Annotated in this window: 22 protein-coding genes and 1 pseudogene; 12 read left to right on the top strand and 11 right to left on the bottom strand. The window is 67.9% G+C overall.

Features of this window, described 5'->3' with window-relative positions:
- The first annotated feature begins 90 nt into the window (after positions 1-90).
- Positions 91-1,728, top strand: a complete 1,638-nt coding sequence (locus JOE46_RS11950; RefSeq protein ID WP_097212294.1) for a fatty acyl-AMP ligase — start codon at positions 91-93, stop codon at positions 1,726-1,728.
- A gap of 24 nt (positions 1,729-1,752) precedes the next feature.
- Here JOE46_RS11950 and JOE46_RS11945 read toward each other — a convergent pair whose 3' ends face one another.
- The 3 genes from JOE46_RS11945 to JOE46_RS11935 all read right to left on the bottom strand — a co-directional run bounded on the left by JOE46_RS11945 (position 1,753) and on the right by JOE46_RS11935 (position 3,683).
- Positions 1,753-2,265: a hypothetical protein gene (locus JOE46_RS11945; RefSeq protein ID WP_209927314.1), complete on the bottom strand. Its 513-nt coding sequence runs from the start codon at positions 2,263-2,265 to the stop codon at positions 1,753-1,755.
- A gap of 80 nt (positions 2,266-2,345) precedes the next feature.
- The gene (pth, locus tag JOE46_RS11940) at positions 2,346-2,927 is read right to left on the bottom strand and encodes an aminoacyl-tRNA hydrolase (RefSeq protein ID WP_097212296.1); all 582 of its coding nucleotides are present in this window, start codon (positions 2,925-2,927) and stop codon (positions 2,346-2,348) included.
- Between the two features lie 114 nt (positions 2,928-3,041).
- Positions 3,042-3,683, bottom strand: coding sequence for a 50S ribosomal protein L25/general stress protein Ctc (locus tag JOE46_RS11935; RefSeq protein WP_097212297.1), 642 nt, complete (start codon positions 3,681-3,683; stop codon positions 3,042-3,044).
- A gap of 306 nt (positions 3,684-3,989) precedes the next feature.
- Here JOE46_RS11935 and JOE46_RS11930 point away from each other — a divergent pair, with 306 nt between their 5' ends.
- A complete protein-coding gene (locus JOE46_RS11930; RefSeq protein ID WP_097212298.1) occupies positions 3,990-4,478 on the top strand; it encodes an FABP family protein in 489 nt (162 codons plus the stop codon).
- Here JOE46_RS11930 and JOE46_RS11925 read toward each other — a convergent pair.
- Entirely contained in the window at positions 4,475-5,644 is a 1,170-nt protein-coding gene (locus JOE46_RS11925; protein WP_209929084.1) for an aminotransferase class V-fold PLP-dependent enzyme, read from the bottom strand. The two genes, JOE46_RS11930 and JOE46_RS11925, sit on opposite strands and share 4 nt — an antisense overlap.
- Before the next feature lie 168 nt (positions 5,645-5,812).
- Here JOE46_RS11925 and egtA point away from each other — a divergent pair, with 168 nt between their 5' ends.
- Genes egtA through egtD form a run of 4 tightly spaced genes read left to right on the top strand, consistent with a single transcriptional unit; the run spans position 5,813 to position 10,124 of the window.
- The gene (gene egtA, locus JOE46_RS11920; RefSeq protein ID WP_097212299.1) at positions 5,813-7,048 is read left to right on the top strand and encodes an ergothioneine biosynthesis glutamate--cysteine ligase EgtA; all 1,236 of its coding nucleotides are present in this window, start codon (positions 5,813-5,815) and stop codon (positions 7,046-7,048) included.
- Positions 7,045-8,397, top strand: a complete 1,353-nt coding sequence (egtB, locus tag JOE46_RS11915) for an ergothioneine biosynthesis protein EgtB (protein WP_209927312.1) — start codon at positions 7,045-7,047, stop codon at positions 8,395-8,397. The genes egtA and egtB overlap by 4 nt, the downstream gene beginning before the upstream one ends.
- Positions 8,398-9,156, top strand: a complete 759-nt coding sequence (gene egtC / locus JOE46_RS11910; RefSeq protein ID WP_209927311.1) for an ergothioneine biosynthesis protein EgtC — start codon at positions 8,398-8,400, stop codon at positions 9,154-9,156.
- Positions 9,153-10,124: an L-histidine N(alpha)-methyltransferase gene (gene egtD, locus JOE46_RS11905; protein WP_209927309.1), complete on the top strand. Its 972-nt coding sequence runs from the start codon at positions 9,153-9,155 to the stop codon at positions 10,122-10,124. Before egtC ends, egtD begins: the two co-directional genes overlap by 4 nt.
- Before the next feature lie 76 nt (positions 10,125-10,200).
- Here egtD and JOE46_RS11900 read toward each other — a convergent pair whose 3' ends face one another.
- The 4 genes from JOE46_RS11900 to JOE46_RS11885 form a co-directional block, all read right to left on the bottom strand.
- Positions 10,201-10,620, bottom strand: a complete 420-nt coding sequence (locus tag JOE46_RS11900; RefSeq protein ID WP_209927307.1) for a DUF4190 domain-containing protein — start codon at positions 10,618-10,620, stop codon at positions 10,201-10,203.
- Between the two features lie 45 nt (positions 10,621-10,665).
- Positions 10,666-11,541, bottom strand: a complete 876-nt coding sequence (locus tag JOE46_RS11895; protein WP_209927305.1) for an RNase H family protein — start codon at positions 11,539-11,541, stop codon at positions 10,666-10,668.
- Between the two features lie 58 nt (positions 11,542-11,599).
- A complete protein-coding gene (locus JOE46_RS11890; protein ID WP_209927304.1) occupies positions 11,600-12,214 on the bottom strand; it encodes a DUF2510 domain-containing protein in 615 nt (204 codons plus the stop codon).
- 110 nt (positions 12,215-12,324) lie between these two features.
- On the bottom strand, positions 12,325-12,747 hold the full coding sequence (locus tag JOE46_RS11885) for a hypothetical protein (RefSeq protein ID WP_136910397.1): 423 nt from the start codon (positions 12,745-12,747) through the stop codon (positions 12,325-12,327).
- A 220-nt stretch (positions 12,748-12,967) separates the two neighbouring features.
- Here JOE46_RS11885 and JOE46_RS11880 point away from each other — a divergent pair, with 220 nt between their 5' ends.
- From JOE46_RS11880 to JOE46_RS11860, 5 genes and pseudogenes are all read left to right on the top strand, one after another.
- Complete coding sequence (locus tag JOE46_RS11880) at positions 12,968-15,052, top strand: hypothetical protein (RefSeq protein ID WP_307861282.1); 2,085 nt, start codon at positions 12,968-12,970, stop codon at positions 15,050-15,052.
- 2 nt (positions 15,053-15,054) lie between these two features.
- The gene (locus JOE46_RS11875) at positions 15,055-16,668 is read left to right on the top strand and encodes a class I SAM-dependent DNA methyltransferase (protein WP_209927302.1); all 1,614 of its coding nucleotides are present in this window, start codon (positions 15,055-15,057) and stop codon (positions 16,666-16,668) included.
- Positions 16,665-17,927, top strand: coding sequence for a restriction endonuclease subunit S (locus JOE46_RS11870; RefSeq protein WP_209927301.1), 1,263 nt, complete (start codon positions 16,665-16,667; stop codon positions 17,925-17,927). Before JOE46_RS11875 ends, JOE46_RS11870 begins: the two co-directional genes overlap by 4 nt.
- Before the next feature lie 96 nt (positions 17,928-18,023).
- A pseudogene (locus tag JOE46_RS11865) lies at positions 18,024-18,440 on the top strand (DUF6508 domain-containing protein); the annotation flags it as partial.
- A 23-nt stretch (positions 18,441-18,463) separates the two neighbouring features.
- On the top strand, positions 18,464-19,249 hold the full coding sequence (locus JOE46_RS11860; RefSeq protein ID WP_307861281.1) for a PASTA domain-containing protein: 786 nt from the start codon (positions 18,464-18,466) through the stop codon (positions 19,247-19,249).
- An 88-nt stretch (positions 19,250-19,337) separates the two neighbouring features.
- Here JOE46_RS11860 and JOE46_RS11855 read toward each other — a convergent pair whose 3' ends face one another.
- From JOE46_RS11855 to JOE46_RS11845, 3 genes are all read right to left on the bottom strand, one after another.
- Positions 19,338-20,747 carry an HNH endonuclease signature motif containing protein gene (locus JOE46_RS11855; RefSeq protein ID WP_209927297.1) on the bottom strand — a complete coding sequence of 470 codons (1,410 nt, stop codon included), beginning with the start codon at positions 20,745-20,747 and terminating at the stop codon, positions 19,338-19,340.
- A gap of 61 nt (positions 20,748-20,808) precedes the next feature.
- On the bottom strand, positions 20,809-22,503 hold the full coding sequence (locus JOE46_RS11850) for a cutinase family protein (RefSeq protein ID WP_209927294.1): 1,695 nt from the start codon (positions 22,501-22,503) through the stop codon (positions 20,809-20,811).
- 181 nt (positions 22,504-22,684) lie between these two features.
- The gene (locus JOE46_RS11845) at positions 22,685-23,353 is read right to left on the bottom strand and encodes a DUF4352 domain-containing protein (RefSeq protein ID WP_209927287.1); all 669 of its coding nucleotides are present in this window, start codon (positions 23,351-23,353) and stop codon (positions 22,685-22,687) included.
- 256 nt (positions 23,354-23,609) lie between these two features.
- On the opposite strand from JOE46_RS11845, the gene JOE46_RS11840 reads away from it, so the two are divergent.
- Positions 23,610-26,801 (top strand): type I restriction endonuclease subunit R, encoded by a 3,192-nt coding sequence (locus tag JOE46_RS11840; RefSeq protein WP_374102918.1) that lies wholly within the window; start codon positions 23,610-23,612, stop codon positions 26,799-26,801.
- Positions 26,802-26,807: the final 6 nt, after the last annotated feature.

The raw sequence follows: 26,807 nt of genomic DNA, 5'->3' as shown, positions 1-26,807 counted from the left end.
CCGGAAGTACCAGTGAGGGCTCTGGGGCCCTCGGTGCGGCGTCCTCCGCGCCCGACCGCCTCGTCCCTCCATCGTGCGGAGGAGGGCGTCATGAGCCGGTTCACCGAAGAGATGTATGCCAACGCTGCGGACAGTGTCCATGGGCTCGTGACCGGGGAACCGGACAGTCCGCACCGCCAGGTCTGGAGCGAGATCCATGCGGTCGCCCGCGCGATGGCAGGCGCGCTCGCGGCCGCGGGCATCGGACACGGCGACGCGATCGGGATCCTCGCCGGTCAGCCGGTGGACATTGCCCCGTCCGTGCAGGCCATCTGGATGCGCGGTGCCTCCGTGACCATGCTGCACCAGCCGACTCCGCGCACCGACCTGACCGTCTGGGCGGAGGACACCGAGACGGTCATCGGCATGATCTCGGCCAAGGCTGTCGTCCTCGGCGCACCCTTCGACGCGGCGGCGCCGCTGCTCGAGGAGCGCGGCATCAGGGTCGTCACGATCGGGGACCTGCGCGCGGGACCGGACATCGATCCGGTGCGGACCGCCGAGTCCGACATCGCCCTGCAGCAGCTCACGTCAGGGTCGACGGGGTCACCCAAGGCCGTGCAGATCACGCACGGGAACTTCTACACGAACTCCTGGGCGATGCTGTCCCGGATCAAGTTCTCGGTCGACGACGACGTGATGGTGAGCTGGCTGCCGCTGTTCCACGACATGGGCATGGTCGGTTTCCTCACCCTGCCGATGCAGATCGGTGCCGAGATCGTCAGCATCACGCCGATGGACTTCCTCACCTCGCCGCTGTTGTGGGCGGAGCTGATGGGCAAGTACCGGGGCACGGTCACCGCCGCGCCGAACTTCGCGTACTCCCTGCTCGCCAGGCGGCTCGCGCAGGCCGAGGACGGCATCGTGGACCTGTCGACGGTGCGCTGCCTGCTCAACGGTGCGGAGCCGGTGGACGCCGAAACGATGCTCGCGCTCGCGGAGGCGGGGGCACGATTCGGGCTTGACCCGTCGGCGCTGGCGCCGACGTACGGGATGGCGGAGGTGACCCTCGCGGTCTCCCTGCCCCAGCCGGGGCAGGGATTGGTGCTGGACCTGGTGGATCCGGACCTGTTCGAGGCGGGCGGCCTGGCGGTGCCGACCGACCGTGCCAATGCCCGCCGGCTCCCGACCCTCGGCCCGTTGGTGTCCGGCCTGGAGGGGCGCATCGTCGGTGAGGACGGACGGGTGCTCCCACGCCGAGCGGTCGGCATCATCGAGCTGCGGGGTGGGTCCGTCACCCCCGGCTACCTCACTGTGGACGGGCACAGGCCCGCGCAGGACTCGGACGGGTGGTTCAACACCGGCGACGTCGGGTATTTCACCGAAGAGGGCCTGATGGTGGTGTGCGGGCGCGTCAAGGACGTGATCATCATGGGCGGGCGCAACGTCTACCCGACCGACATCGAGCGGGCCGCGTGCACCGTCAGGGGGGTGCGGCCCGGCAATGCCGTCGCGGTGCGGCTCGATGCCGGGCAGAAGCGGGAGTCGTTCGCGGTCGCGGTGGAGACCAACGACCACGAGGACCCCGAGGAGGTCAAGCGGATCGAGCACGAGGTGGTGCACGCGGTGGTCTCGGAGGTCGGCGTCCGACCGAGGACGGTGGCCGTGCTCGGTCCTGGCAGCATCCCGAAGACGTCCTCCGGCAAGCTGCGGCGCGGTCGGTCGGCGTCGCTGGTGAGCGGGGCGTGATCCGGCGGAGCGTCGGCGGGCCGGCTATTCGCGGATGCTGGCCTCGGCGGTCGAGCCGTCGAAAGTGAACGATCCGGCCGGCCCTCGGCAGGACATGGACTTGCCGTCGAGGGCGGTACACGACAGCTCTCCGACCGTGAGCGTCGAGCCGGGCGGCAGCAATTGGCCCGTGATGAAGGCCCCGGCGACGTTGACGACCTTGCTGACCCCGTCGGGCTCGATGACGATCGCGTCGGCGGGCGCCCGCACGCCGGTCTGGGGGTCGACGATCGGCGGATCCGACTTCGGCAGGGGGAGGTCACACAGCATGTGCGGCGCCTGGTTGTCAGCCTGGTTGGGGTTGAACCAGCAGCCCGCGACCCCGGAGACGAGGTGGAACACATGTTTCCCGTCGCCGATCGAATACTCGGCGGGATCGACCTGGACCGCCTCGGCGGCGGTGGCCACCCCTGGGGTATCCGAATTCGCGCAGCCGCCCACCAGTATCCCGGTCACCAGCACGAGCCCGGCACCTGCTGCGCCACCCCACCGAACCACTACGCCCCCTGCGTCATTCTCGATCTCCACACGATCGCGACGTCCGCCGCATAGCCCAGATAGTAGCCAGCCCGGTTCGATCAGTGCAGTTGGTTCTGCGCGGCCTCGAGCCCGACGCGGAGCAGCAACTCGACGGCGTCCGCTGCCTCCTCGCAGACCAGGTCCAGTTCTTTGCGCTCGACCGATGAGAACGGCTTGAGCACGTAGTCCGCGGGATCCATCCGGCCGGGCGGCCGACCGATGCCGACGCGGGCGCGCAGGTAGTCCTTGGTGCCGATCGCGCCGGAGATCGAGCGGAGGCCGTTGTGCCCGCCCTCGCCGCCACCGAGCTTGAGCCGGAGCGTGCCGAAGTCCAGGTCCAGCTCGTCGTGCACGACCACGAGATTCGCGGGTTCGACCGAGAAGAACCGGGCGAGCGCGGCCACCGGCTTGCCGGACAGGTTCATGTACGAGCGCGGCTTCGCCACGATCACCTGACGGCCCGCGATGCGCAGCGTGACCGCGTCCGAGCCGCTTTTCTTGTGTGCGGTGAACCGGGCCCGCTCGCGGGCGGCCAGGGCGTCGACCACCATGAACCCGACGTTGTGCCTGGTGCGTTCGTACTGCGGTCCTGGATTTCCCAGCCCGACGACGAGGGCAGTTGATTCGGATGGCTGGGTCAACGCGGTCGGCTCTCGGTCGTAGGGGTGGGGCCGCGAACGGCAACGGCGCGCCGTCCCTCGCGGGATGGCGCGCCGTTGACGTTAGCGCTGCACTGATGTGTGCGGTGGAGCGACTCAGCCCTCGGCGGACTCGGCCTCGGCGGCGGTCTCCTCGGCGGGGGCCTCGGCACCCTCGACGCCCGCACCCTCGGCCTCCATGGCCTCGGCGGACGGGGCGGCGACGATGTTGACGACCAACACCTCGGGGTCACCCTGGAGGGTGGCGCCCGCGGGCAGGGTCAGGGCGGATGCCAGGATCTGGCTGCCGACCTCGAGGCCCTCGACCGAGACCTCGATGGACTCGGGCAGGTTCATGGCGTCGGCCTCGACGGAGACGGTGGCGGCGTCCTGGGCGACCAGGCTGCCGGCTGCGGCCTCACCGATGACGACGACGGGCACCTCGACGGTGACCTTCTCGCCCTTCTTGATGACCAGCAGGTCGGCGTGCTCGATGTAGTTGCGGATCGGGTGGACGACGACCGACTTGGTGAGCGCGATCTGCTCCGTGCCCTCGATGTCGAGGGTGAGGACGGCGTTGGTGCCGTGCGCGCGCAGGACCTTGGCGAACTCGCGGGCGTTCAGCGCGAGGTGGCGCGGCTCTTCCTGGTGGCCGTAGAGGACCGCGGGGACCTGGCCGTCGCGGCGGGCGCGGCGTGCGGCACCCTTGCCGAACTCGGTGCGGACGGCGGCTTCGAGGCGATTGGCATCGGTCGACATGGGGAAACAGCTCCTATGGCTCACATCAGATTTGATTCGGTGGCATTGCGGTGATCTCGACGGGGGCGGATGAACGCGCACGGCCCGGAGCGCAAACTGCTCGAAAGGTAGCCGTAGCCGCGTCGATCACGGTGAGCCAACGAAGTGGTTCACCCTCGCCGAGACAACGCAGGCCAGCATACCGGAGATGCCTGACCCCCCGCGAATCGGCCTCGACACGCGTCCGGTGCGCAATCGAGCGGGGGTCGGGGGTGGCCGTTAGGTTTGGACGGAGATCGAAGGACACCACAACTCCAGGGAGCATCGATGACTGACGTAACCGCCGCGCTGGCGCCGCTGGGCGTGCTCGCCCCGTTCGCCGGCCACTGGGCGGGCTCCGGCGAGGGGCACTACCCGACGATCGAGGATTTCGCATACGACGAGCAGGTCAACCTGACGCCGATCGGGAAGCCCTTCCTGACCTACCTGTCCCGGACCCGCAAGCCGGGCGGCGGGCCGCCGATGCACACCGAGAACGGTTACCTGCGGCTCACCGGCGGGGACAGCGTCGAGCTGCTGGTCAGCCAGCCAACGGGATTCGTCGAGATCCATCAGGGTGAGGTCCGCGACGGCGTGCTCGAGATGACGGCGCTGACGCTCAGTCGGTCCCCGAACGCGAAGCCCGTGCACGAGATCCGCCGACGCTGGGTGGTCGCGGGAGATCTGCTCACCTACGACCTGTGGATGGCGCACGACGCGACGCCGCTCACCCACCACCTGCACGCCGAGCTGCGCAGGCAGGACCAGACCGGCTAGAGCGCCGCGACCGCCTCGACGAGCCGCTCGAGGTCCTCGAACGAGTTGAAGCAGTGCGGCGACGCCCGCACCACCGCCTCCAGGTCCCGGTTGCTCATGTCCACCAGCGTCGAGCCGCGGCCGCTGACGGTCACCGTGATGTCCTTGGCGGCCAACGCTTCCCGCACGGCCGCCGGGGCCACCCCGTCGACGGTGAAGGAGACGATGCCGCTGCGGGTGTGGCCGAGATCGCGCACCGTCGCGCCGGGGACCGTGGCCAGCCCGGCACGCGCGGCCTCGGCACGCTCCGACACCGCGGCGCTCACCTCGTCGATCCCCAGTTCGAGCAGATAGCGGACCGCCGCGCCCAGGCCGAGCCGGCCCGCGACGCTGCACTCCCAGAACTCGAACCGCGACGCGTCGCCGGCCATCCGGTAGCCGTCGGTCGCCGTCCACTGCGCGCCGTGCAGGTCAAGCGCGGCGGGTTCGAGGGTGCCTGCCAGCTCGGGGCGCACGTAGAGGAATCCGGTGCCCCGTGGGGCCCGCAGCCACTTGCGGCCCGTCGCCGAGAGCGCATCGACGCCGAGCGTGGCGACGTCCACCGGGATCTGGCCGACCGACTGACAGGCGTCGAGAAGAACCAGCGCGCCGACGCCGTGCGCCAGGTCCACCACCTCACGGACGGGATTGATCAGCCCGCCGTTGGTCGGCGCGTGCACCAGCGACACCAGGCGCACCCGCTCGTCGAGCATCCGGGAGAGGGCGTCGAGGTCGATCTCCCCGGTCGGCGTGGACGGGACCACCTCGACGACCGCGCCGGTCGCACGGGCGCGCTGCAGGGCCGCGATGGCGTTGCTGGCGTACTCGACCTCGGTGATCAGGACTCGATCGCCCGGGGCGAGCGGCACCGCGTAGAAGAAGTCGGTCCACGCCCTGGTCGCGCTCTCCACCAGCGCGAAGTCTCCTGCCTGGGCGCCGAGCAGCTCGCCGAGCGCGGTCTTCACGTCGGCCAGGTCGGCGGCGCGCTCCCCGGCGGCGAGGTAGCCGCCGATCTCGGCTTCCCGTCGCAGGTGGGCGATGACCGCCTCGAGCACCGGCTCGGGGGACAGCGACGAGCCGGCACTGTCGAGGAAGACCTTGTCGAGGCAGCCGGGCGTATCGCGGCGTAGGCGTTGCTGATCGAGCATCTTCACGGCCCTCCGGACTGACTGAGCTGGCGTTGTCTGTCGGACAGTACCGTCGCCGCAGTCGGCGCGACGGGTGCGCGATCGGCGATCGCGGTTTAGTGTCGGTGACGGTCTCTATTGTCGAATTCGTACTTGCCGAACACGCGCCGCCGACGATCGGAGCAGCTGATGGCGATGGCAGTGGATTCGCGCCGGCTCACCACCCGAGCCGCCGCGGAGGCGTACGTCGGTGGTGTCTGTTTCAAGCTCGGCCCACCCCGGCTCATCGGTGCCGAACTGGAATGGCTGACCGCTCGTGATGACCCCGCGCGGAGCAGGCCGGACCTCGGCGACATCGCCGCTGCGCTGGGGCCGCACGCACCGACATCGATTGCCCCCTCTTCACCCGCTCTGAGTCTGCCGAGCGGAAGCGCCGTCACCATCGAACCCGGCGGCCAGATAGAACTCTCCAGTGCGCCCCTGTCCTCGGCCGAGGACCTGTGTGTCGCGCTCGCCGCCGATGAGGCCGTCCTTCGTCGCCTGCTGAGGGCGGCGGGAATCACCGTCCGTTCCCATGCCGCCGACCGGTCCCGCCAGGCCGAGCGGTTGCTGCGACTGCCCCGGTACCGGGCCATGGAGGAGCGGTTCGACGGGATCGGTCCGTTCGGCAGGCTGATGATGTGCAACACCGCGGCCACCCAGGTGAGCGTCGACGCGGGGGCGGACCCGCCCGAGGTGGCCGCCCGCTGGCGGTTGCTGCACGACGCCGGGCCCGCGTTGCTCGCGGCCTTCGCCTGCTCGCCCCGGCTGCGCGGGACGCCGGACGGCGGGTGGGCCTCGCAGCGGATGCGGACCTGGCTCGAGCTCGATCCGGACCGGACCCGGCCGCTGCACACCGCCGATCCGATCGCCGACTACGGCCGCTGGGCGCTCGACGTGCCGCTGCTCTGCGTGACCGGTGGACGGGGCGCGGATTCCGACGGCGACTGGTCGGCGCCGCCGGGTGCCACTTTCGCGGACTGGATCGCTGGGGCGCTCGACGCCGAGATCGACAGGCGCCCGGACCTCGCCGACCTCGACTACCACCTGACCACGCTGTTCCCTCCCATCCGGGCCGCGGGCCACCTGGAGGTGCGGTACCTGGACGCACAGCCGGGCGACCTGTGGCGGGTGCCCATCGCGGCGCTGGCCGCGCTGCTCGGCGACCGGGACACCGTCGCGGAGGCCACCGCGATCGCGGCGTCGACCGCGGGACGGTGGCGCGACGGCGCCGAGTTCGGGCTCCGTGACGGCGAACTGCGCCGCGCCGCAAGCGAATTGCTGTTCCTGGCCGCGGCGCGGTCGCCCCGGTTCGAGGAGGAGCTCGCGTCCGCCGCCGAGCGATGTTGCCGCGGAATGACCCCAGCAGAGGAGTACCACCGATGACCGCCGGCCCCTCGACCCGCCCGCCGGCACCCGAAACCCCGACACCCGAGGCGCTGCGCGCCCAACTCGCGACGGTGCTGGCCCGCGCCCGCGCCCGCAGCGCGGCCCTCACCGACTGCGTCGACGAGTCGGAACTGATCGCGCAGCACTCGCCGCTGATGAGCCCGCTGGTGTGGGACCTCGCGCACATCGGCAACCAGGAGGAGCTGTGGCTGGTTCGCGACGTGGGCGGCCGCGAACCGGTTCGCCGCGACATCGACGAGATCTACGACGCCTTCAAGCATGCTCGCGCGGACCGGCCCGCATTGCCGTTGCTGAACCCGGCGGAGGCGCGCGGCTACGTCGCCGAGGTCCGGGACAAGGTGTGGGACATCCTCGACCGTTCGCCGCTGGCTGGCAGACCGGTCGAGCGGGACGGTTTCGCGTTCGCGATGATCGCCCAGCACGAGCAGCAGCACGACGAGACGATGCTGGCCACCCACCAGTTGCGCAGCGGCCCAGCGGTCTTGCGCGCCGTCCCGGCGCCGGACCCCGTGCGCGCGGTGACACCGGACGAGGTGGTGATCCCCGGCGGGGAGTTCACCATGGGCACCTCAACGGATCCCTGGGCGCTGGACAACGAGCGGCCCGCGCACGCGGTGAACGTCGCGACCTTCGCGCTCGACGTCGCCCCGGTCACCAACGGGCAGTACCGGGAGTTCATCGCGGACGGTGGGTACGAGCGCGCCGAGTTGTGGAGCGAACGCGGCTGGGCGCACCGCCGGTCGGCAGGCCTGACGGCGCCGCAGTTCTGGGAGCGCGACGCGGCGGGGGACTGGTGGCGGAGGTCGTTCGGGACGCTCGCGCCGCTGAACCCGAACCAGCCGGTGGTGCACGTCTGCTATTTCGAGGCGCAGGCGTACGCCCGGTGGGCGGGCAAGCGGCTGCCCACCGAGAGCGAGTGGGAGAAGGCCGCCCGGTGGGACCCAGCGACCCGGCGATCTCGCCGATACCCCTGGGGCGATGAGGAACCCGGCTCCGGGCACGCGAACCTCGGGCAGCGGCACCTCGAGCCCGCCGGTGTCGGCGCGTACCCGCGCGGCCGGTCCCCGCACGGCGTGGACCAGCTGATCGGCGACGTCTGGGAATGGACCTCGTCGGACTTCCTGCCCTATCCGGGTTTCGCGGCGTTCCCCTACCGGGAGTACTCGGAGGTCTTCCACGGCGGCGACTACAAGGTGCTTCGCGGCGGCTCGTTCGGCACCGACCCGGTGGCCTGCCGCGGTACCTTCCGCAACTGGGACCATCCCGTGCGGCGGCAGATCTTTGCTGGATTCCGCTGTGCGCGCGACGTGCAGGAGAGCGCGTAGATGTGCAGGCATCTGGGTTATCTGGGCCCACCGCGCGCGGTGGGTGAACTGATCACCGCCGGATCGCACAGTCTGCGTGACCAGTCCTGGGCGCCGCGGGACATGCGCAGGGGCGGCACGATCAACGCGGACGGATTCGGTGCGGCGTGGTGGCAGGGTGATCCGGGATCGCCGGACGGGGTGCAGGCGTACCGGAATCCGGTGCCGATGTGGGCGGACCCCGCGGTCGACGGGGTGCTCGGTCAGGTCCGGTCGGGTGCCGTGGTCGCGGCGGTCCGCTCGGCGACGGTCGGCATGGCGCTCGAGCGCGCAGCGTGCGCCCCGTTCACCGGCGACGGGTGGGCACTGAGCCACAACGGCCGGATCGTGGGCTGGCCGGATTCGATGGCCGGGCTCGCCGAGTGGTTGCCTGCCGTGGAGCTGCTGCGGATGCCGGCGCTGACGGACTCGGCCCTGCTGTGGACCCTGGTGCGGCGCCGCCTGGATGCGGGCAAGCCGGCCGCCGCGCTGGCGTCGGTGATCGCCGACGTCCTCGAGGCCGCCCCCGAATCGCGGCTGAACCTGTTGTTGGGCAACGGGACGACGCTGTGGGCGACCACCGTCTACCACTCGCTGTCGGTGAAGGTGGACGAGCTCAGCGCGATGATCTCGTCGGAGCCGATCGACGACGACCCGGGCTGGCAGCCCGTACCGGATGGGCACCTCGTCGAGGCGCGACCGGGACACCTGAACATCACCGAGTTGGGAGATCACCTATGAGCGAACCGACCCTGGAGATCCACTTGGCGCCGGAGCAGCTGCTCGGCTCCCTGCGCGAGGACGCCCTGATCGGGCTCACGTCGACACCGAAGTGGCTGCCGCCCAAGTGGTTCTATGACGCCAGGGGCAGCGAACTGTTCGAGGAGATCACCAGGCTGCCCGAGTACTTCCCGACCCGAACCGAGCGGGAGCTGCTGCGGGCGAGCGCCGCGGACATCGCGGAGGCCACCTCCGCGCAGATCCTCGTCGAGCTGGGCTCTGGTTCCTCGGAGAAGACCCGGTTGCTCCTGGGCGCGCTGACCGAGCACGGAACGCTGGAGCGCTATGTGCCGCAGGATGTGTCGGAGGCGGCGCTGGCGTCCGCAGTCGGGCAGCTCGCCGACGAGTTCCCGTCGCTGGCCGTGCACGGAATCGTCAGCGACTTCACCGACACCCTGCACAACCTGCCGCGGGGCGGCACGAGGATGATCGCGTTTCTCGGCGGCACCCTCGGCAACCTGGTGCCAGACGAGAGGGCCGAGTTCCTGGCGTCGATCGCCGAGGTGCTGGACGAGGGGGAGCAGCTGCTGCTGGGCGTCGGGCTGGTCACCGACCCGGCGGTGCTGGTTCCGGCCTACGACGACGCGGCGGGGGTGACCGCACAGTTCAACCGGAACGTCCTGTCGGTGCTCAACGAGCAACTCGGCGCCGACTTCGATGTGGATCGGTTCCGGCACCTGGCGCTCTGGGACGAAACGAACGAGTGGATCGAGATGCGGCTGGAGGCCGCCGAGGCGATGAGCGTGTGTCTGCCGGGCATCGGCCTGGACGTGCGGTTCGGCGCGGGCGAGCAGATGCGCACCGAGATCTCGGCGAAGTTCCGGGTCGAGGGCATCGGCAAGGAACTCGACGCCGCGGGGTTCGGCAGCGATCGGGTGTGGACCGATCCGGACGAGCGATTCGCGCTGATCCTGGCGGACAAGAAATAGACCAGAGCCGGGCCCGCACGGTGTTCGTGCGGGCCCGGCGCGCCGCGGGCGTGCCCGCGCAGGCCTTCGCGTCGAGCTACTTGCAGGCCGCCATCTCAGCGGAGGTGTCTGCATCGGCCATGCAGTCGCTGTAGCTGCTCCAGTCGTCGCCGATCTTGTCCATGTCGTTGCCGAAGTCCTCGACGGCTGTGAAGAACATGACGATGCCGGCAATGCCCCCGGCGATCGCCAGTCCGCCCAGGACGGCACCGGTGATGGCCGTCTTCACGTTGGTGGCCTTGTTCTTGCGGACCCGGCCCCATCCGGCCAGGCCGAAAATCAACGCGATCACGCCGAGAATGAACCCGATGAATCCGGTGATCGGCATCAGGCAGAAGAGCAGGCCGATGATCGCGGTGATGATCGCGGTGATGCCGAAGCCGTTCTTCTCCGGATTCTGCGGCACCGGCTGCCATCCGGGGGGCGGCGTTGTGAACTGTGGCTGCTGTTCGGTCATGATGTGATTCCTTCCGGTCGTGCGTTGTGAACTATTGGCGCTAGATCAGGCCGCGGCGTCGGCAAAGACGGTGGCGACGATGTTGTCGGTGATGGCTGCCCTGGTCTCCGCGGCGACGTTGAACTCGTGGTTGCGTCGGGTCGCGACGGCGAGCCGGTGCGCAGCCTCGTTGAGGCGGTGGCCCGAATGCCCCCTGACCCAACTGAAACGGACCCGCCGCCCGGCGGACAGTTCGTGGATGCGGGTGACCGCGGCCATGACGGCGCCGCTCCGACGCTCGATCAGGTCGGATCTCGTCATCGACAGGCTGGCGAGCGCAGCGCGGCTGTCGGTCAGCACGTGGAGATCGCGATGTGGGAACCGCGTGAGGGCGTGCTTGATCGCGAGCAGCTCGCCTTCGAGAACCGATCGTGCGTCCGGGTACATCTTCTGGCACAGGTCGGCGTCCTCGCTGATGCAGGCCACCCCGACCCCGCGTCGAGCCGATGACTTCGACGCGTCGGTGGCGACCGTGAGCTCGGGCTGCGGCTCGGAGGGGCGCTGATCCTGGGGTGTCCTGAGCTGGACCATGTGTGTGGAGAGAGAGTCGGCGGCGGTATGCAGCAGCGCGGGCATCTGCCCGCGCGGTGTTCGAACCAGCGCGACGGCGGGGAAGGAGGCTGCCACGCGCTCCAGCTCGCCGCGCACCTCGGGCTCGCTGATGTGCAGGGAAAGCGGCCGAGCATCCGGCACGGACACGGCCAGTCGGTAGACGGCCTCGAACGCGTCGAGCAGAGCGGCGCGCCGGGCAGCGGCATCGGTACCGGGCCGGGAGAAGATCAGGCGTTCGCTTGATGCGTCCACACCGATGACTGCGGCGGCGAGGGCAAGCTGATGGTCGTCTTCGTCGATCTGTCGGAAGTGGATTACTGCGAGGGTCATCTGTCGGCTCCTGCCTGCTCGGGTGGGATGTCTGGTCCGGGCGCTCGTCGTGGGCCCGCTAGGCCGATCCGGTGACCTCGATGATGTTCACCTGGAGCTTGGGCACCGTGGTGCTGCCGCCAGCCTGGGTGTCGTAGGTGTAGGAACCGAGCACCTCGGTGTACATGGTCACCAGGTCGTCCTCGACGACGTTGGCGATCAGCGCCGCTGTGTCGCCGACGACAAACGTGTTCTGGTCGTAGTCGTACTTGTCTCCCGCGAAAGGCGCGGTGCGAGCGAGGAACTGGGTGGTGCCCGTGGCGGCGTCGAACTGCGTGACGCGGCCGTAGACGACGACCTTGCGTCCGGTCGCCGAACCGGGGTTCTTCGCGATGAGTGCGAAGTCCCGTTCGGAAAGCTGCTCGTAGGTGGCGGGGTCCTTCTTGGCGGCCTCGAGAGCCTGGACTCGCGCGGCCTCCGCGGCCGCGGCCTCCTGACGTGCCTTGGCGGCGGCGGCATCCGCCTGCCTCTTGGCCTCGGCTTCCTGCGGTGAGACGGTCTTCCGTGCCTCGGTGGTCGACGTCGCGGCTGAGGCGGCACCCTCGGTGGTCGGGGTGCCGCAGCCCGTGAGGGCGATCGCCACAGCGATGGCGGCGACCGCCAGCGTTGACTTCTGATTGATCTTCAGGCTCATGGGATTCCCTCCGGGGGAGTCGATCTGTGGGGTGACGTTCGTGGAACCGAGGCCCCGCACTCGCGCTCGGGCGAGTGCGGGCCACCTCGATTCCTGGCGGTTTGCCGGTGTCAGAGACCGGCTGAGCCGGCCACGAGGAGCGGGAGCACCGCGCTTCCAACCACCGCGCTCCCGACCACCGCGGATCCGATGGCGGCACCGGTCATGTCCGGGGCAGGGGCATCGGCGACGCGCTTCCAGGTGCCGCACCCGAACGAGGAGAAGGCGTGGTCGCTGTACTGGATCGTCACCCGAACAGTGCTCGCCATGGTCCGCTGATCGTCGATCTCTGCCCACTTGTCCGAGTAACGGGTCCAGTTGCAGCTCGTGTAGCCACTGGGATGGGCCTCGTAGACGCCGGAAGCGATGTCGTCGCCCACGAACCAGAGCCCAGAACCAAAGGTGGTGTCCGCCGCGTTCGCGATACCCGACGCCCCCAGAACCAGGCCGGCCGCCGCGAACGAAACCCCTACAGCACTGACGAACTTGCGCATTCTTTGTCCTCCTGTTGGATCGCGTTGCCGCGAATGAACCGCCTCGACCCCTCGTCGAGGCGGTGTCAACAGACTTGACCACTGGGAAGACTTCTCACACTGATCCGGCGATAACCGGGGATATCAACATCTTTGCGAATGTTGTCTGCCGCGTGGGATAGGTTGTCTGGGCTATCAACCAGCGGTGCAAGAGCAGACAGTAATGGAGGGGTGTGACACGGTGCGTGACATCGACCGGACCTCGACCCTGCTGCTCACCAAGCCCGATATCGCAGCCCTCGCGAAGGTGCAGCGGCCGGTCGTGTCGATGTGGGCCAAGCGCTACCGCGATGGCGACCGCCCGTTCCCCAGGCCCGTGTCCACCGAGGGCAGGCAGGAGAAGTTCAGTGGCACCGAGGTGGTGGACTGGATTCGGTCACGGAACCTCGGGAACAGCGACACCCTCGTCGAGGACCTCGCTCTGCACGCGGCCTTGGACCACGGGTCGGCGCTGAGTCGCGATATCGTGTTCAACGGCATCAGCGCGCTGCTCTGCATGAAGGCAATGCTGGGGGAGTCGCTGGCGGACCTCGATGCGCGGGATCTGCTGGACGAGGCCGATGAGCTCGACCCCGATGACGAGTTTCTCTATGGCGAGATCGAGTCGCTCGGCGGCGAGCTCGGCGCGTTCGCATCGTTCGCGGACCAGATGGCCGACGCCGCCTACACACCGGCGCAGGCCTTCGAATCGATGATGGCGCAGCGCTTTCGGCTGCAACGAGCAGACCTGGTGGACAGTGCCCTCGCCGCCCCGGCGCTCGAACTCTGCGCTCGGGTCTGTGCAGCGTTGACCGCGGACGACCGTGCGGTCTTCGTTGATCCTTCTGCCGCAGGCAGTGACCTGTTGGTCGCGCTCCGCAACGTGCTGCCGGAGTACGGCGAGCCGATGGCGATGACCGGTGAAGCCACGACCGCGGCGTCGCGGTTGGCCCGTCGTCGACTCGCGGTCCACCACTGGCGCAGGCGCCGGGCGCCGGAGGGTGGGTTCGGTGGCGGCTTCGTCCTCGACGAGCCGGCGATGTTCCTCACCCAGTACCCGTCGCCCTGCGGCGTCGGCATGACCGATACGCAGGTCCTCGCCGACATCGACAACATCGTGCTGCAGATGGGCCCCGAACATCGGGCGGTGATCATCGCGCCTGCCAGCGCGCTCGTCGATGAGCTCGGGGATCGTCAGGCGGACGGTATCCGGTCGGGGCTGGTCCGCTCGGACCGCCTACGTGCCGTGTTCCGGCTGCCCGAGGGTTTGCTCCCGGCACGTCCCGGCCTGTCGATGGCGCTATGGGTACTCGGCGCGGCCGACCCCGCTGTCAAACCAGCGGACCGATGGACGGTGCTGGCGGACTTGAGCGCCGTCGAGTTGGACGATGCCGCGGTCGTCGGCGTGATCGCCGACGTGACCGCATCCATGGGTACGTACAAATCGGTGCGGGCCCGCGCGTTTCGGCACGGCGCGGTCTACGAGACGGCCGCGTTGCTCGCCACCGGCGCGCTGACCCCGCCGCAGCCGAAGCGTGTGCGTCGACCTCGCTTCGACGGTGCGGAGGCTGCGGGCCGGATCGTCGAATTGGTCGACGCCACCAATCTGCGCGCGGGTGGACTGCTCGACGGGAACCTGAATCTGCGGGTGGAGTACAGGGAGGCCGGTGGCGGTCCGATGCCCACCGCTGGGCAGCTGGCGGAGTCAAAGGACTTGAAGGTGCTGCCCGGCAATCGGATCGACGAATCTGACATCGAGATAGGTGAAGGTGTCCGGGTCATCGGCGCCGAGGAGGTGTTGGGCGGTCGACGGGTCGGTGAGCGCGTCATCGACCGGCTGACCCTCACCACGAGGTACCCCAGCGGCCGGTACACGGAACCGGGCGACCTCGTGTTCTGCACCAGCCCCGGGTTCGGTGTGGTCGTCGACGTCGAGGGGATGTCGGTGGTGGTCTCGCCCGCGCGGATCATGCGGATCGCGGACCCGGCGAGCTCGGGCCTGGTTCCCGAGCTCATCGCCCGGCATCTGCTGGCAAAGGGTGTCGGTGCCAGGCCCTCGGGTGCCATCCGCTCCGGCCACGCGTGGAAGGGCTGGGAGATACCGCGCATCTCACCCGACCGGGTGCCGGCCGTGACCGGGGTGCTGCACGACCTTCGGGAACGCCGCAGGGCCGCAACCGAACTGCTCGACAACTTGGACCGACTGACGAACACCCTGATCGATGGTGTGGCGCATGGGGCGCTCACCGTGGCCGGGGATACCGAGACCCACCCAGAGAGAGGCTGACCATGCCACCGAAGAAGAAGGCTGCGGTCACGGCGCCGTCGACCATGAAGGAACTCAAGGACACGCTGTGGAAGGCAGCCGACAAGCTGCGCGGTTCCATGGACGCGTCCCAGTACAAGGACGTGATCCTCGGCCTGGTGTTCCTCAAGTACGTCTCGGATGCATTCGCCGAGCGGCGGGAGCAGATCCGGGAGGAGCTGCTGGCCGACGGCATGAACGACGATCAGATCGCGAACCTGATCGACGACCAGGACGAGTACCTGGGGCACAGCGTCTTCTGGGTGCCGGAGTCGGCGCGCTGGACGTACCTGGCCGAGCACGCCAAGGGCATTCAGGACGCGCCAGGGGTGGAGGGCAAGACCGCGGGTGAGCTGGTCGACGACGCGATGCGCGCGATCATGGCGGCGAACGCGAATCTCTATGGGACGCTCCCGACGATCTTCAACAAGGACAGTGTCGACCAGCGCCGCCTCGGCGAGCTGATCGACCTCTTCAACGACACCCGGTTCACGGGGCACGGTGCGACCAAGGCAAGGGACCTGCTCGGCGAGGTCTACGAGTACTTCCTGGAGAAGTTCGCCCGCGCGGAGGGCAAGCGGGGCGGCGAGTTCTACACGCCTGCAGGGGTTGTGCGGGTGCTGGTGGAGGTGCTCGAACCGTACAGCGGCCGGGTGTACGACCCGTGCTGCGGCTCGGGCGGCATGTTCGTACAGACCGAGAAGTTCATCGAGCAGCACGGCGGCAACCCGACCGAGGTGTCGGTGTACGGCCAGGAACAGAACCAGCGCACCTGGCAGATGGCGAAGATGAACCTCGCGATCCACGGCGTCACCGGCAACCTCGGCGACCGGTGGGAGGACACCTTCGCGCAGGACAAGCACCCGGACCTGCTGGCGGACTATGTGCTCGCGAACCCGCCGTTCAACATCAAGGACTGGACGCGCAAGGAGGACGACAAGCGCTGGAAGTATGGTGTGCCGCCTGCCGGTAACGCGAACTACGCGTGGATTCAGCACATCATCTCCAAGCTCGGCGAGCGGGGCACCGCGGGTGTGGTGATGGCGAACGGCTCGATGTCCTCGAATTCCGGTGGTGAGGGCGAGATCCGGGCGCAGCTTGTCGAGGCGGACCTGGTGTCCTGCATGATCGCGCTGCCGACACAGCTGTTCCGAAGCACCGGCATTCCGGTGTGCGTGTGGTTCTTCGCGAAGGACAAGGCGAAAGGCCCGAAGGGCTCGATCGATAGGCAGGGCCAGGTGCTGTTTATCGACGCACGCAACCTCGGCTACATGGTCGACCGCGCTGAGCGGGCGCTGAGCGACGACGACATCGCGAAGATCGCCGGCACATTCCACGCCTGGCGCGGAACGGAGTCAGCTTCCCAAGCTGAATACGCGGACGAACCGGGCTTCTGCTATACGGCGACGCTTGCTGAGGTCAAGGAGAACGACTACGCGCTGACCCCAGGTCGGTACGTGGGTGCGGCGCCCATCGAGGACGATGGTGAGCCGATCGAGGAGAAGATTGCTCGATTGACCGGGGAGCTGTACGCGCAGTTCGACGAGTCGGCGAGGCTGCAGGCGGTCGTGCGCGAGCAGTTGGGGAGGGTTCTGTGAGCGAGTTGCCCGTCGGATGGAATCCTCGGAGGCTTGGTGATCTCGGGACGTGGAAGTCTGGAGGCACCCCGCGAACATCTGAACCGGCCTATTGGGGCGGTGAAATTCCATGGATTAGCTCTGGGAGCCTCACGGAGTTCCATATAACTGATTCGGATCGCCGGATCACCGTACACGGATCCGAGAATGGCACGACGATGGTCGGTCGTGATGCGATTCTAATGGTTGTTCGGGGCATGAGTTTGAAGACCGAATTTAGGATGGGGATCACCGACCGCGTTCTGGCCTTTGGGCAAGACTGCAAGGCGCTTGAGCCAAGCGATGGGATTGACCCACTCTTCTTGGCCTATGCTATTAAGTCGCGCACGCCGATGATTCTGGGATTGGTCGACGAAGCTGGCCACGGAACGGGCCGGTTGAATACCAGTCAACTGTTTGACGTCATGATATGCCTTCCTCCTCCTTCTGAGCAGATTGAGATTGCCGAGGTCCTCGGTGCCCTCGATGACAAGATTGCTGCAAACCGCAAGCTCGCGACTACAGCGGACAGCCTCGCTGAAGCGGTCTTCATCAAATCGGTGAACGGGCTCAGTAAAGCTGCGAGGGGTGGTGACTGCGAGGGTCAGGAGTTGACGATTCGAGAACTGGCAAGGCGTGGATGCCTTACATTTGGTGACGGGTACAGGACGAAGCGAAGCGAACTCGACGAGGACGGATTCCGCATCGTTCGAGTTGCCGACATTTCGGACGGTCAGGTCTCACTCAGCGGATCGGACTTTGTTACCTATGATCGGCGCTCCGCGATTGGCGTTAAGGCGGGGCAATCGGGTGACATCCTGCTGACCACGAAGGGGACGGTGGGAAGACTCGCCGTATTCGAGGGCGCGTCCGAGGACGTCGTGTACAGCCCGCAGGTGTGCTTCTTCCGTGTGCATGACAACGACACCATCGACAGAACTTATCTTCGTCGTTGGTTTGCCTCTGCTGATTTCGTTCGGCAGGCGTCATATCGGAAAGGCAATACCGACATGGCTGACTACATCAATCTTGCTGACATTGGATCGCTGACGCTGATGTTGCCTGACATTGCCGAGCAGAGGTCGATCGGAGAGGTCCTCGGACCATTGGATCGTTTGGTTTCCTCGCTTCGTGCCGAGTCTCGCACCCTCGCAGCCATCCGCGACGCCCTCCTCCCTCAACTCATGTCCGGCAAGCTCCGCGTCCGCGACGCTGAGCGTCAGGTCGAGGCGGTGCTGTGACGCGGAGCGGCGACGCGGGACCCGCGGATCCCTTCGCGGGCGTCGACCCGACCCCGCGGGCGGTGCTCGCATCGCTGACCCGCAGACGGCTGGGCGCAGTTGCGTTCGCTGGTGGAGAGGATCACTGAACAGACTGGGTCCTTCGGGGACTGGGTGGCGCCGGAACGAATCGGCGATAACAGCTTCTCGATGGGCCACAGCACGCACGGGCCAATCCTCAAGGATGCCTATGACTTTGCGTACGCACACGGGTTCGTGATGCCGGGTTTCAATTGGGTTGACTGGGAACTTGGCCGCGAGTTCGTCGCTGACCGCGATGAACGGGTGATCGAAGCTGCATCACCGGAGGTCACTCTCGGGCTGATCATGACGTTCATTCGTGGCGATCGATTCTCCGAGGGTGCATTGCTAGAAGCCTTCGATGACGGCACCATGCCAAAACTCTTTGCCCGACTTCTGGATTTTGCGCCATCGGACGGAACCTCGGGAACCGTTGCGAGGAGTTGCACGTGAAACAATTCGCCCCATATCTTCGGGTGCTCGCCGGGCTGTTCGCCGCCATCTGCACTTGGCTCGCGATCGTCGAGCTCATCAACGGGAACTTCGGGCAACTCGTGGTTCAGTTGCTCTTCGCCGCCGGCCTCTGGTATCTCGCGCTCGGCAAGCCGATCCGCGATCACCTCGCCAGGGTCAAGGTAGAACAGAGCGGACTCGCCGCCCGCGCGCAGGCCGGCCACGAGGCGTTCCTCGCCGGCGACCCGGCCGCGTTCGCACCGCCGCCCGAGGCGCCGAAGCCGCCTCCTGTTCGCAAGGGCGTGATCATCGCGTCCGCGGTCGCCGCGCTGCTCGTGGTGGTCGGGATCGTGAGCGACATCGGCGACGGTCTGGACAATGAGTCAAAGTCCGCGCCGACCAGCGCGACAGCGGCGCCCGCGCCCAAGCCTCCCCACACGACGGAAACCACAGCGCGACCCACCATCTCGGCCCAGCCGGTGCCCGTGGCCCCGCTGGTCGCACCGCCGGTTCAGGCAACGACGCCGGCCCCGGTGGCTCCTCCCGCCGCTGCGGCGGCGGCCGCCGCTCCCGTCGTCGCGGTCATGCCGCCCGTGGTGTGCATGAACCTGCAGGCCGCCCAGGATGCCATCCAGGCTGCCGGGGTGTTCTTCTCCCGGAGTCAGGACGACTCGGGCAAGGGCCGCGCGCAGGTGCTCGACCGCAATTGGGTGGTGGTCGGGCAGACCCCGCCCGCGGGATCCACTGTCACAGAGGGCGAAGCGGTGCTGTCAGTGGTCAAGGAAGGTGAAGCCGGGGACTGCTCCTGAGGTCGGGGGCGGCTCAGCCAGCGCACTGGGCACCGCGCCGACGCCTCCCATTTCGGGGTGGTGTCGGGCGGTGCCTGGTGGTTTCGCTTTAGGCGGCGAAGGTGAGTTGGTTGCGCCGGTTGTGTGCCGGCATGGGTTGTCGCCTGGGGTCGATCCATCGTGGTGGGGTGAACCAAGGATGGCCGTCGGTTTTGCTGATGTGCACGGTCCAGTCGCCGCGGTGGATGGTGGTGTGGTGGAAGCGGCAGAGCAGTACCAGGTTTGACAGGTTGGTGGGTCCGCCGTTGGACCAGTGCTGAATGTGGTGGCCTTCGGTCCAGGCGGCGGGTCGTCCGCAGCCGGGGAAGGCGCAGCCGCAGTCCCGAGCATTGAGGGCGCGGCGGAGTTTGCGGGGGATGAGGCGGGTGGTGCGTCCGACGTCGATGGGGTTGCCGTCGGCGTTCATGGTGATGGGGGTGATGTCGGCGTCGCAGGAGATCTGGGCGGCGAGGTCGAGTGAGATGGGCCCCAACCAGGGCATCCAAGCCGGTCCACGTCTACGCCCCCGGTGGCCGCGTTCATGGTGATGGTGTTGGTCGGTGGTGGCGGCGAGGTCGTCGGCGTCGACGAAGACGTTGATGTGGGGTCGTTCGCCGCCTTCGCTGGGTGCCTGCCCGGAGTCCAGATAGCTGCGGACGATGTGGGTGAGGGCATCGGCGCGGCGTTGGGCGGGGGTGCGTTGGTCTTTGCTGGTTTGTCCGTCGCGGTTGTCGGCCCCGGGGCGGGGCTTGGACAGGGCGGAGAGTGCGGTGAGGAGGGCTTCGCCGGAGGCGGCGTCGAGGTGTCCTTTGAGGTGGACGCGGCCGCCGAGTCCGGGTGAGGCGTGGAATTCGTTGAGTTCGGCGTTCTCGGAGTCGGGGTTCTTCTTGTCGCCGTTGAGGATCAGATCGAGAGCTTTGGCGCGGCGGGCGAGGGTGGTGGAGTCTTCGGTGCGGGCTGCGTAGAGGAGGTAGCGGGCGCAGGCCTGTGTTCGGGTGGCGTCAGTTCCGACGATGTCGAACACATTCTCGGTGTCACCGTCATCACCAATGTCACCGTCACTGTCGGTCTCGGCCGTGTCGTCGTCGGCGGTGTTGTTATCGGAGCGGGCCGGGGCATCGGGGTCGGGCACCTTGTTCAGCAGTTCGACGATCGCCCGGACCTGGTCGTAATCGGTTTCTCCGGCATCGAATGCCGCGGCCACCTCCGGATGCTTGGCCAACTCCCGGCCGAGTCGGACGATCCTGTTCGCCTGGCCGGGGGTCATAGTGGTCGCCCCGGCGAGCCAGCTGCCGGGCGAGGACGCCCCGACCTGTTCGGCCACACATCGCTGATCGACCTGATGCATCAGACGTACCCGCAGCGCCTCGAGTTGCCGCATCCGCAGCGAGAGCTCGGGAATCAGCGTCAGGAGTTCGGAGTCGGCGAGCTGCCACGCGGCCACATCCTGTGGCGCGGTGAGCATCTCGTCGAGATCCATGTTCGAAGTCTACTCGAACATGCGTTCGAGCGCTAGGGGTGTGGGTGACTGGGAGGAGCTCTTACCCGGCCGAGTTTGGAGCCGGAGAGGTGGTGGTGGTCGGGGCGGTCGTGGTCGCCGCCACCGCGGTGGTCGGGGGAGTCGCGATGGCAGGCACCGCGTCCTGCGAGTCCACCGGGACGGCGGCCTCAGTGGTGGGGACCGCGCTCGGCGTCGTCGTGGGTGTCGATGCCGATCCGGTGGCCGATGCCGCCGGTGTTTCGGTGGGCGCCGCGTCGGTCGTGGTTGGTGCGACGGACTCGGTTGCCGTCACGGTGCCCGCCACGGGCGTGGTGCTCGGCGCCGTCGGCGCGGACGTGGCGGTGGCTGTGGCCGAAGAGAGGGCCGCGGCCAGGCTTCCGGCGTCCGGCTTCGCCGACGGGTCGATGGGCTGTCCGTTCTGCGCCTGCTGAGCGAGGTGGGTCAGCCACGCCGCGGCGTACTCGGCGGAGGTCAGCGGCTTGCCGTTGGCGGCATCGTTGTCGCGCCAGTAGTCGAAGTGGTGACCGACGTCCTTGGCGAGCGTCAGCTGGTAGGGATCGCTCAGGACGACCGGGATGGTGTTCTGGTTCGTAGTGATGAGACCGATGATCTCCTTGAACACCTTCTGCGGGAGGTAGGCCAGCGGGGACATCTCGTCGGCGGAGATCGACTGGGCCTTCGCCGGAGCCTTCGGGGCCTCACCCGGCTTGTACGACGGGGAGGACACCGTCAGCAGCACGTCGAGGAAGGTCTGGTCGCCCTTCATCCAGTCCGGCTGGGACCGAACCTCCGCGAACGCGTTGAACGCGATCTGGCTGAGCGCGACGGCGACATCCTGTCCCGTCGCAGGCGTGAGGCCCTCGCGCTCGAGGGTGTCGACGTTCAGTTGCCTGCCCACGTTGATCGCGAGCTGCAACAGCGAGATGTTCTCCGGCACCGCGCAGGTGAAGTCCTTCTCAGAGCAGAACGACGCGACCTTGCCGCCCAGCGCGCCGAAATCGTCGCCGCCGGTGTCTGGAAGGGCGCCCGCTCCTGCGGTCGGGTTGGTGCCGTTCTGGTACTGCCGGTCGAATCCGTCCGGATTGGCAAACGGATTCTTCGCCCCGGGGAACGGGCCCTGACCATTCGCGCGGCCCGCGTCGGCCAGGATGACCACGCCGACGACGTTGCCCGGATTCACGATCCCGTATTCACCGTTGGTGTCCGCGTCCTGATGGCCGACGTCCATCGCGACCCGCCGGGCGACGTCCGCGCCTTCGCTGTACCCGACGACGGCGAACTTCGTGTCCGGGCACGCCACCCGGATCTCGCGCATCACCGATTCGGTGTTGGCCACGCCCTTGGCGACGGCGCCCTCGTAGCTGCTCATGTTCGCGGGGTAGGCGATGTAGACGGCGGCATACGCCTTCGGATCGACGACACCGTTCGGTGCGTTGATCACCGGATCGACCCAGTGGCTGCTGTAGTCGCTCGACAAAGCGGCAGGCAGCGCCTCGCCGTTGGGTCCGACCAGCATCTTCGTGGTGCCCGCCACGGGCGTGTCATTGCGGCCGGCGATCGAGATGGTCACCATGTCGTGGCACTCGGTCACCGACGACGTGAGCTCGGTGTCCGCGGTGCGCGGCGCCGGGGACAAGGCCCACGTCAACCCGAGTATCGCCGTCACCCCCACGACGGCAGGCACCAAGGCAGCCGAAGCTATCCGATGGCGTGCGATGAACCCGCGAACTGTCATGTCGTCTCCCCATTCCGACTACCGAGGCACGCGTCGGTACTACCCCCCGAGCGGTGCGTCACATCACCAGATACATCGTCACATGGGACGGAAGTGCTACACAGAGATTACGCACGGACTTTCCGCAGTACCGGAAAGGGCACGACGCGCCCACCCCCTCTGGTGGGCGCGCCGATCCGGACTACCGCAGGCTGACCCGCACTCCGCCGGAGAACATCGAGTCGTGTAGCTCGATCTCCGCGGGCGCCGCGTCGATGGGCATGTCGTAGACCACCTTCATGGTCACGGTGTTTCCGGGGTTGATCTCGTCCCAGAGCGCCACGTCGGTGTCCAGGTTCAGCCCGGCGGAGGTGTCCGCGGTGAACTTGCGACCCTTCGTGTCGTACATCTCCTGGTTGTCGGGGCTCAGCCCCTTCGGCTCGTCGGCGGTGTTCTGAACCGTCATCGTGACGATCACGAACTGGCCCTGTGCCTCCTCTGCGAGAAACTGGTTGTCGCCCAGGGAAGACAGGCCGGTCTGCACATCGGTGACCACGAACTCGAACTTGCCGTCGCGGACCGGGGCGTTCATCGTGGCGGCGGCCTCCGAGGCCGGCTTGTTCGAAGGCGCCTCGACCGTCGCGGCGCCCGGCTGCGCGCCCGCGGGTGCCGCTTCATAGGAGGCATCGGGATTTCCGGCTTCCTTGTCGCCGCCGCCGCTGAGGCCGCCGACGACGAGGATGGCGCCGATCGCGCCGACGACCCACGGCCACTTCTTGACCTTCTTCTTCGGCGGCTCGGGGGCAGGGTGCGGCGGGATCCGCCAACCCTGCGGGGACTGGTCGGGATTCGGTGTCTGGGGGTAGGTCATGGTCTCCCTCTCGTGGTCGGGCGGAGGCCGTCCGAGTTACTTCGTGAACGTGTGGTCACATCGTGCGGGAGTCGAGGCGATAGGTGGTTACGTCACCGCGATAAGGCGGGTTATCAAAACTCAGCATCGCCCCATGGGCCTGCCTGCGGTGTGCTGGACCCGCATCCGCCGCGGGACCTTGGGCACTCTGCCGAGAGAACCGTCACCCTTGGCGAGGGCACCTTCTAGGTTGGTCATCATGAAAGAGGTTGTGGACATGGGCGAGTCGCATGGGTTGTCCGAGGACGACTGGGAGCACCTGGCCCTCGACGTGCTCTCGGAGCTCGCATGGAAGCCGCTGAGCGGCACCGAAATCGCCCCCGGCACCGGTGAGCGGGCCTCCTGGGACGAGTTGCTGATCGTCCCGCGCCTGCGGGCCGCGATCGCCAAGTTCAATCCGGAGTTGCCTCCGCACATCGTCGACCAGGCGGTCGCGCTCGTCGCGACGGCCACCTCCAACGACGCGATCTCGGAGAATCAGGTCATCCACGGCTTCCTCACCGAGGGGCTGCGCAAGATCAGCTACGTCGACGACTCGGGAGTCGAGGTCACCCCGACCATCCGGCTGTTGTCCACGCAGCCTGATGACAACGACTGGCTTGCAGTCAACCAGGTGACGATCGTCCGGGCCGACTTCAAGCGCCGGTTCGACGTCGTCCTCTACCTGAACGGGATGCCGGTCAGCGTTGTCGAGCTCAAGCGGGCGGGTGCCGAGCACGCCGGCCTCGTCGAGGCGCACTCGCAGCTGCGCACGTACCTCGCCGAGTTCCCTCTGGCGTTCCGTTTCGCCGTCTTCAACCTCGTCTCCGACGGCATCACCGCCCGCTACGGCACCCCGTTCACCGTGTTCAACCACTTCTCGCCGTGGAACGTCGACGACGACGGAGTCCCGGTCACCGCGGAGAACTCCGATGCCGACACCACCGCGCTCGACGTGGCGCTGCACGGCTTGTACAACCAGGAGCGGTTCCTGCAGCTGATCCGCGGCTACACCGCGTTCGACAAGGGTGAGGATGGGCTGGTCAAGCGGATCGCCAAGCCGCACCAGTACTTTGCCGTCACCAAGGCGGAGGGCTCCACGGTCTACGCCGTGGAGAGCAACGGCAAGGCCGGCGTGGTGTGGCACACCCAGGGCTCGGGCAAGTCCATGGAGATGGAGCTCTACGCCAATCAGGTGATCCGGCACCCCAAGCTGGCGAACCCGACGATTGTGGTCATCACCGACCGCACCGAGCTCGACGGACAGCTCTACGAGACCTTCCTGCGCTCGCAGTTACTGCCCGAGCGCCCGCAGCAGGTCCGCAAGCGCGAGGAGTTGCGGCAGGAACTGTCCGGCCGGACCACCGGCGGCATCTACTTCACCACCCTGCAGAAGTTCGGGAAGACGAAAGAGGAGAAGGACTCCGGGGCCAGCCATCCTCTGCTGTCCGCGCGCAGGAACATCATCGTCATCGTCGACGAGGCGCATCGCAGCCACTACGACAACCTCGACGGCTACGCGCGGCACCTGCGCGACGCGTTGCCGCACGCCACCCTCATCGCCTTCACCGGCACCCCGATCTCGTTCGAGGACCGTGACACCCGAGCGGTGTTCGGCGACTACATCGACATCTACGACCTGACCCGCGCCGTCGCGGACGGGGCGACGGTCCCGGTGTACTTCGAGAGCCGTCTCGTCAAGGTTGCGTTCGCGGACGGCGTCAGCGAGGACGACCTCGACGCCACCGCCGACGAGGTGACCGCAGGCCTCGACGACACCGAGCGCGACCGGATCGAGAAGTCCGTCGCCGTCGTCAACGCCGTCTACGGCACGCCTGCCCGGCTGTCCAAGCTGGCGCAGGACGTCGTCGAACACTGGGAGTACCGCCGGGACGCGATGCGCCCCTTCATCGGATCGGACGACAACCCGACGGCGCCGGGCAAGGCCATGATCGTCGGCGCGACCCGCGAGATCTGCGCCAACCTGTACCGCGAGATCGTGGCGCTGCGGCCGGACTGGCACTCCGACGACCTCGCCTCCGGGCGCATCAAGGTCGTCTACTCGGGCAACGCCTCGGATCAGCCCCCGATCAGCGACCACGTGCGTCGCGACTCGGAGAACGCGACGATCAAGAAGCGGCTCAAGGACGTCGACGACGAGCTGGAGATCGTCATTGTCAAGGACATGATGCTCACCGGCTTCGACTCGCCGCCGCTGCACACCATGTACCTGGACCGGCCGCTCAAGGGTGCTCTGCTGATGCAGGCGCTGGCGCGCGTCAACCGGACCTTCCGGGGCAAGCAGGACGGCCTGCTCGTCGCCTACGCGCCGATCGCGGACCACCTGGCCGAGGCGCTCGCCGAATACACCCAGGCGGACCAGAAATCCAAGCCGCTGGGCCGCGACATCAACGAGGCGATCGACACCGCGAAGAACCTGATCACGGTCCTCGAGTCGATCCTGCACGGGTTCGACTGGCGAGCACGGCTGCGTGCCGCGAGCGCCCGCGCCTACTTCGAGGCGGCGAACGCGACCGTCAACCACCTCCGCGATCCGCGGAACCCGGAGAACCAGGTCCGCGAGGGGGAGGAGACCCTGGCCGTCCGCTACCGGAAGTTCGCCTCGCAGCTGTCCCGGGTGTGGGCGATCTGTGGCAGCCGAGAGGAACTCCGTGAGCTCGCGCCCACCGCGCGGTTCTTCGAGGAGGTCCGCGTCTACATGGCGAAGTGGGATGCGGAGGACCGGCTGGCGCGCGGCCAGGCGGTGCCCGAGGACGTGGAGCGCGCGCTGCGGCAGCTGATGGCGGCGTCGGTCGAATCCGGCGAGGTGCTCGACATCTACGACGCGGCGGGGATGCCGAAGCCGTCGCTGAGCGACATCAACGTCGACTTCATCGCCAAGACCAAGCAGGCGAAGAACCCCAATCTGGCGATCGAGGCACTGCGGCGGCTCATCAACGAGGAGTCGCGGAAGGCCGCCAGACACAACGTCGTCCGCCAGCGCGCCTTCTCGGAGAAGCTGCAGGACCTGATGGTCAAGTACACCAACAGCCAGCTCACCTCCGCGGAGGTGATCGCGGCGATGGTCGAGATGGCGAAGGAGGTGGCCGAGGAGGCCGACCGCGGCGCCCGCTTCTCGCCGCCGCTCGACTACAAGGAGCTGGCGTTCTACGACGCCGTCTCGCAGAACCCTTCCGCCGTGGCGGAGCAGGGGGAGGGCAAGCTCGCCGACATCGCGCGCGAGTTGGTCGCCGTCATGCGACGGGACGTGCGCACCGACTGGACCGTCCGCGAGGACGTCAAGGCCAAGCTGCGCTCGCAGATCAAACGGCTGCTCACCAAGCACGGGTATCCGCCGGATCAGCAGCCCGAGGCGATCAAGCTGGTGATCGAGCAGATGGAGATCATCGCGCCGGAGATGGCGGCCTAGGGTGCC

Origin of the sequence: Rhodococcus sp. PvR099 (assembly GCF_017833315.1) — a bacterium.
In the GTDB taxonomy this organism is placed as follows: Bacteria; Actinomycetota; Actinomycetes; order Mycobacteriales; family Mycobacteriaceae; genus Rhodococcus_G; species Rhodococcus_G oryzae.
Note: the sequence above shows the minus strand (reverse complement) of the source record. Positions and strands in the feature narration are given on the sequence as shown.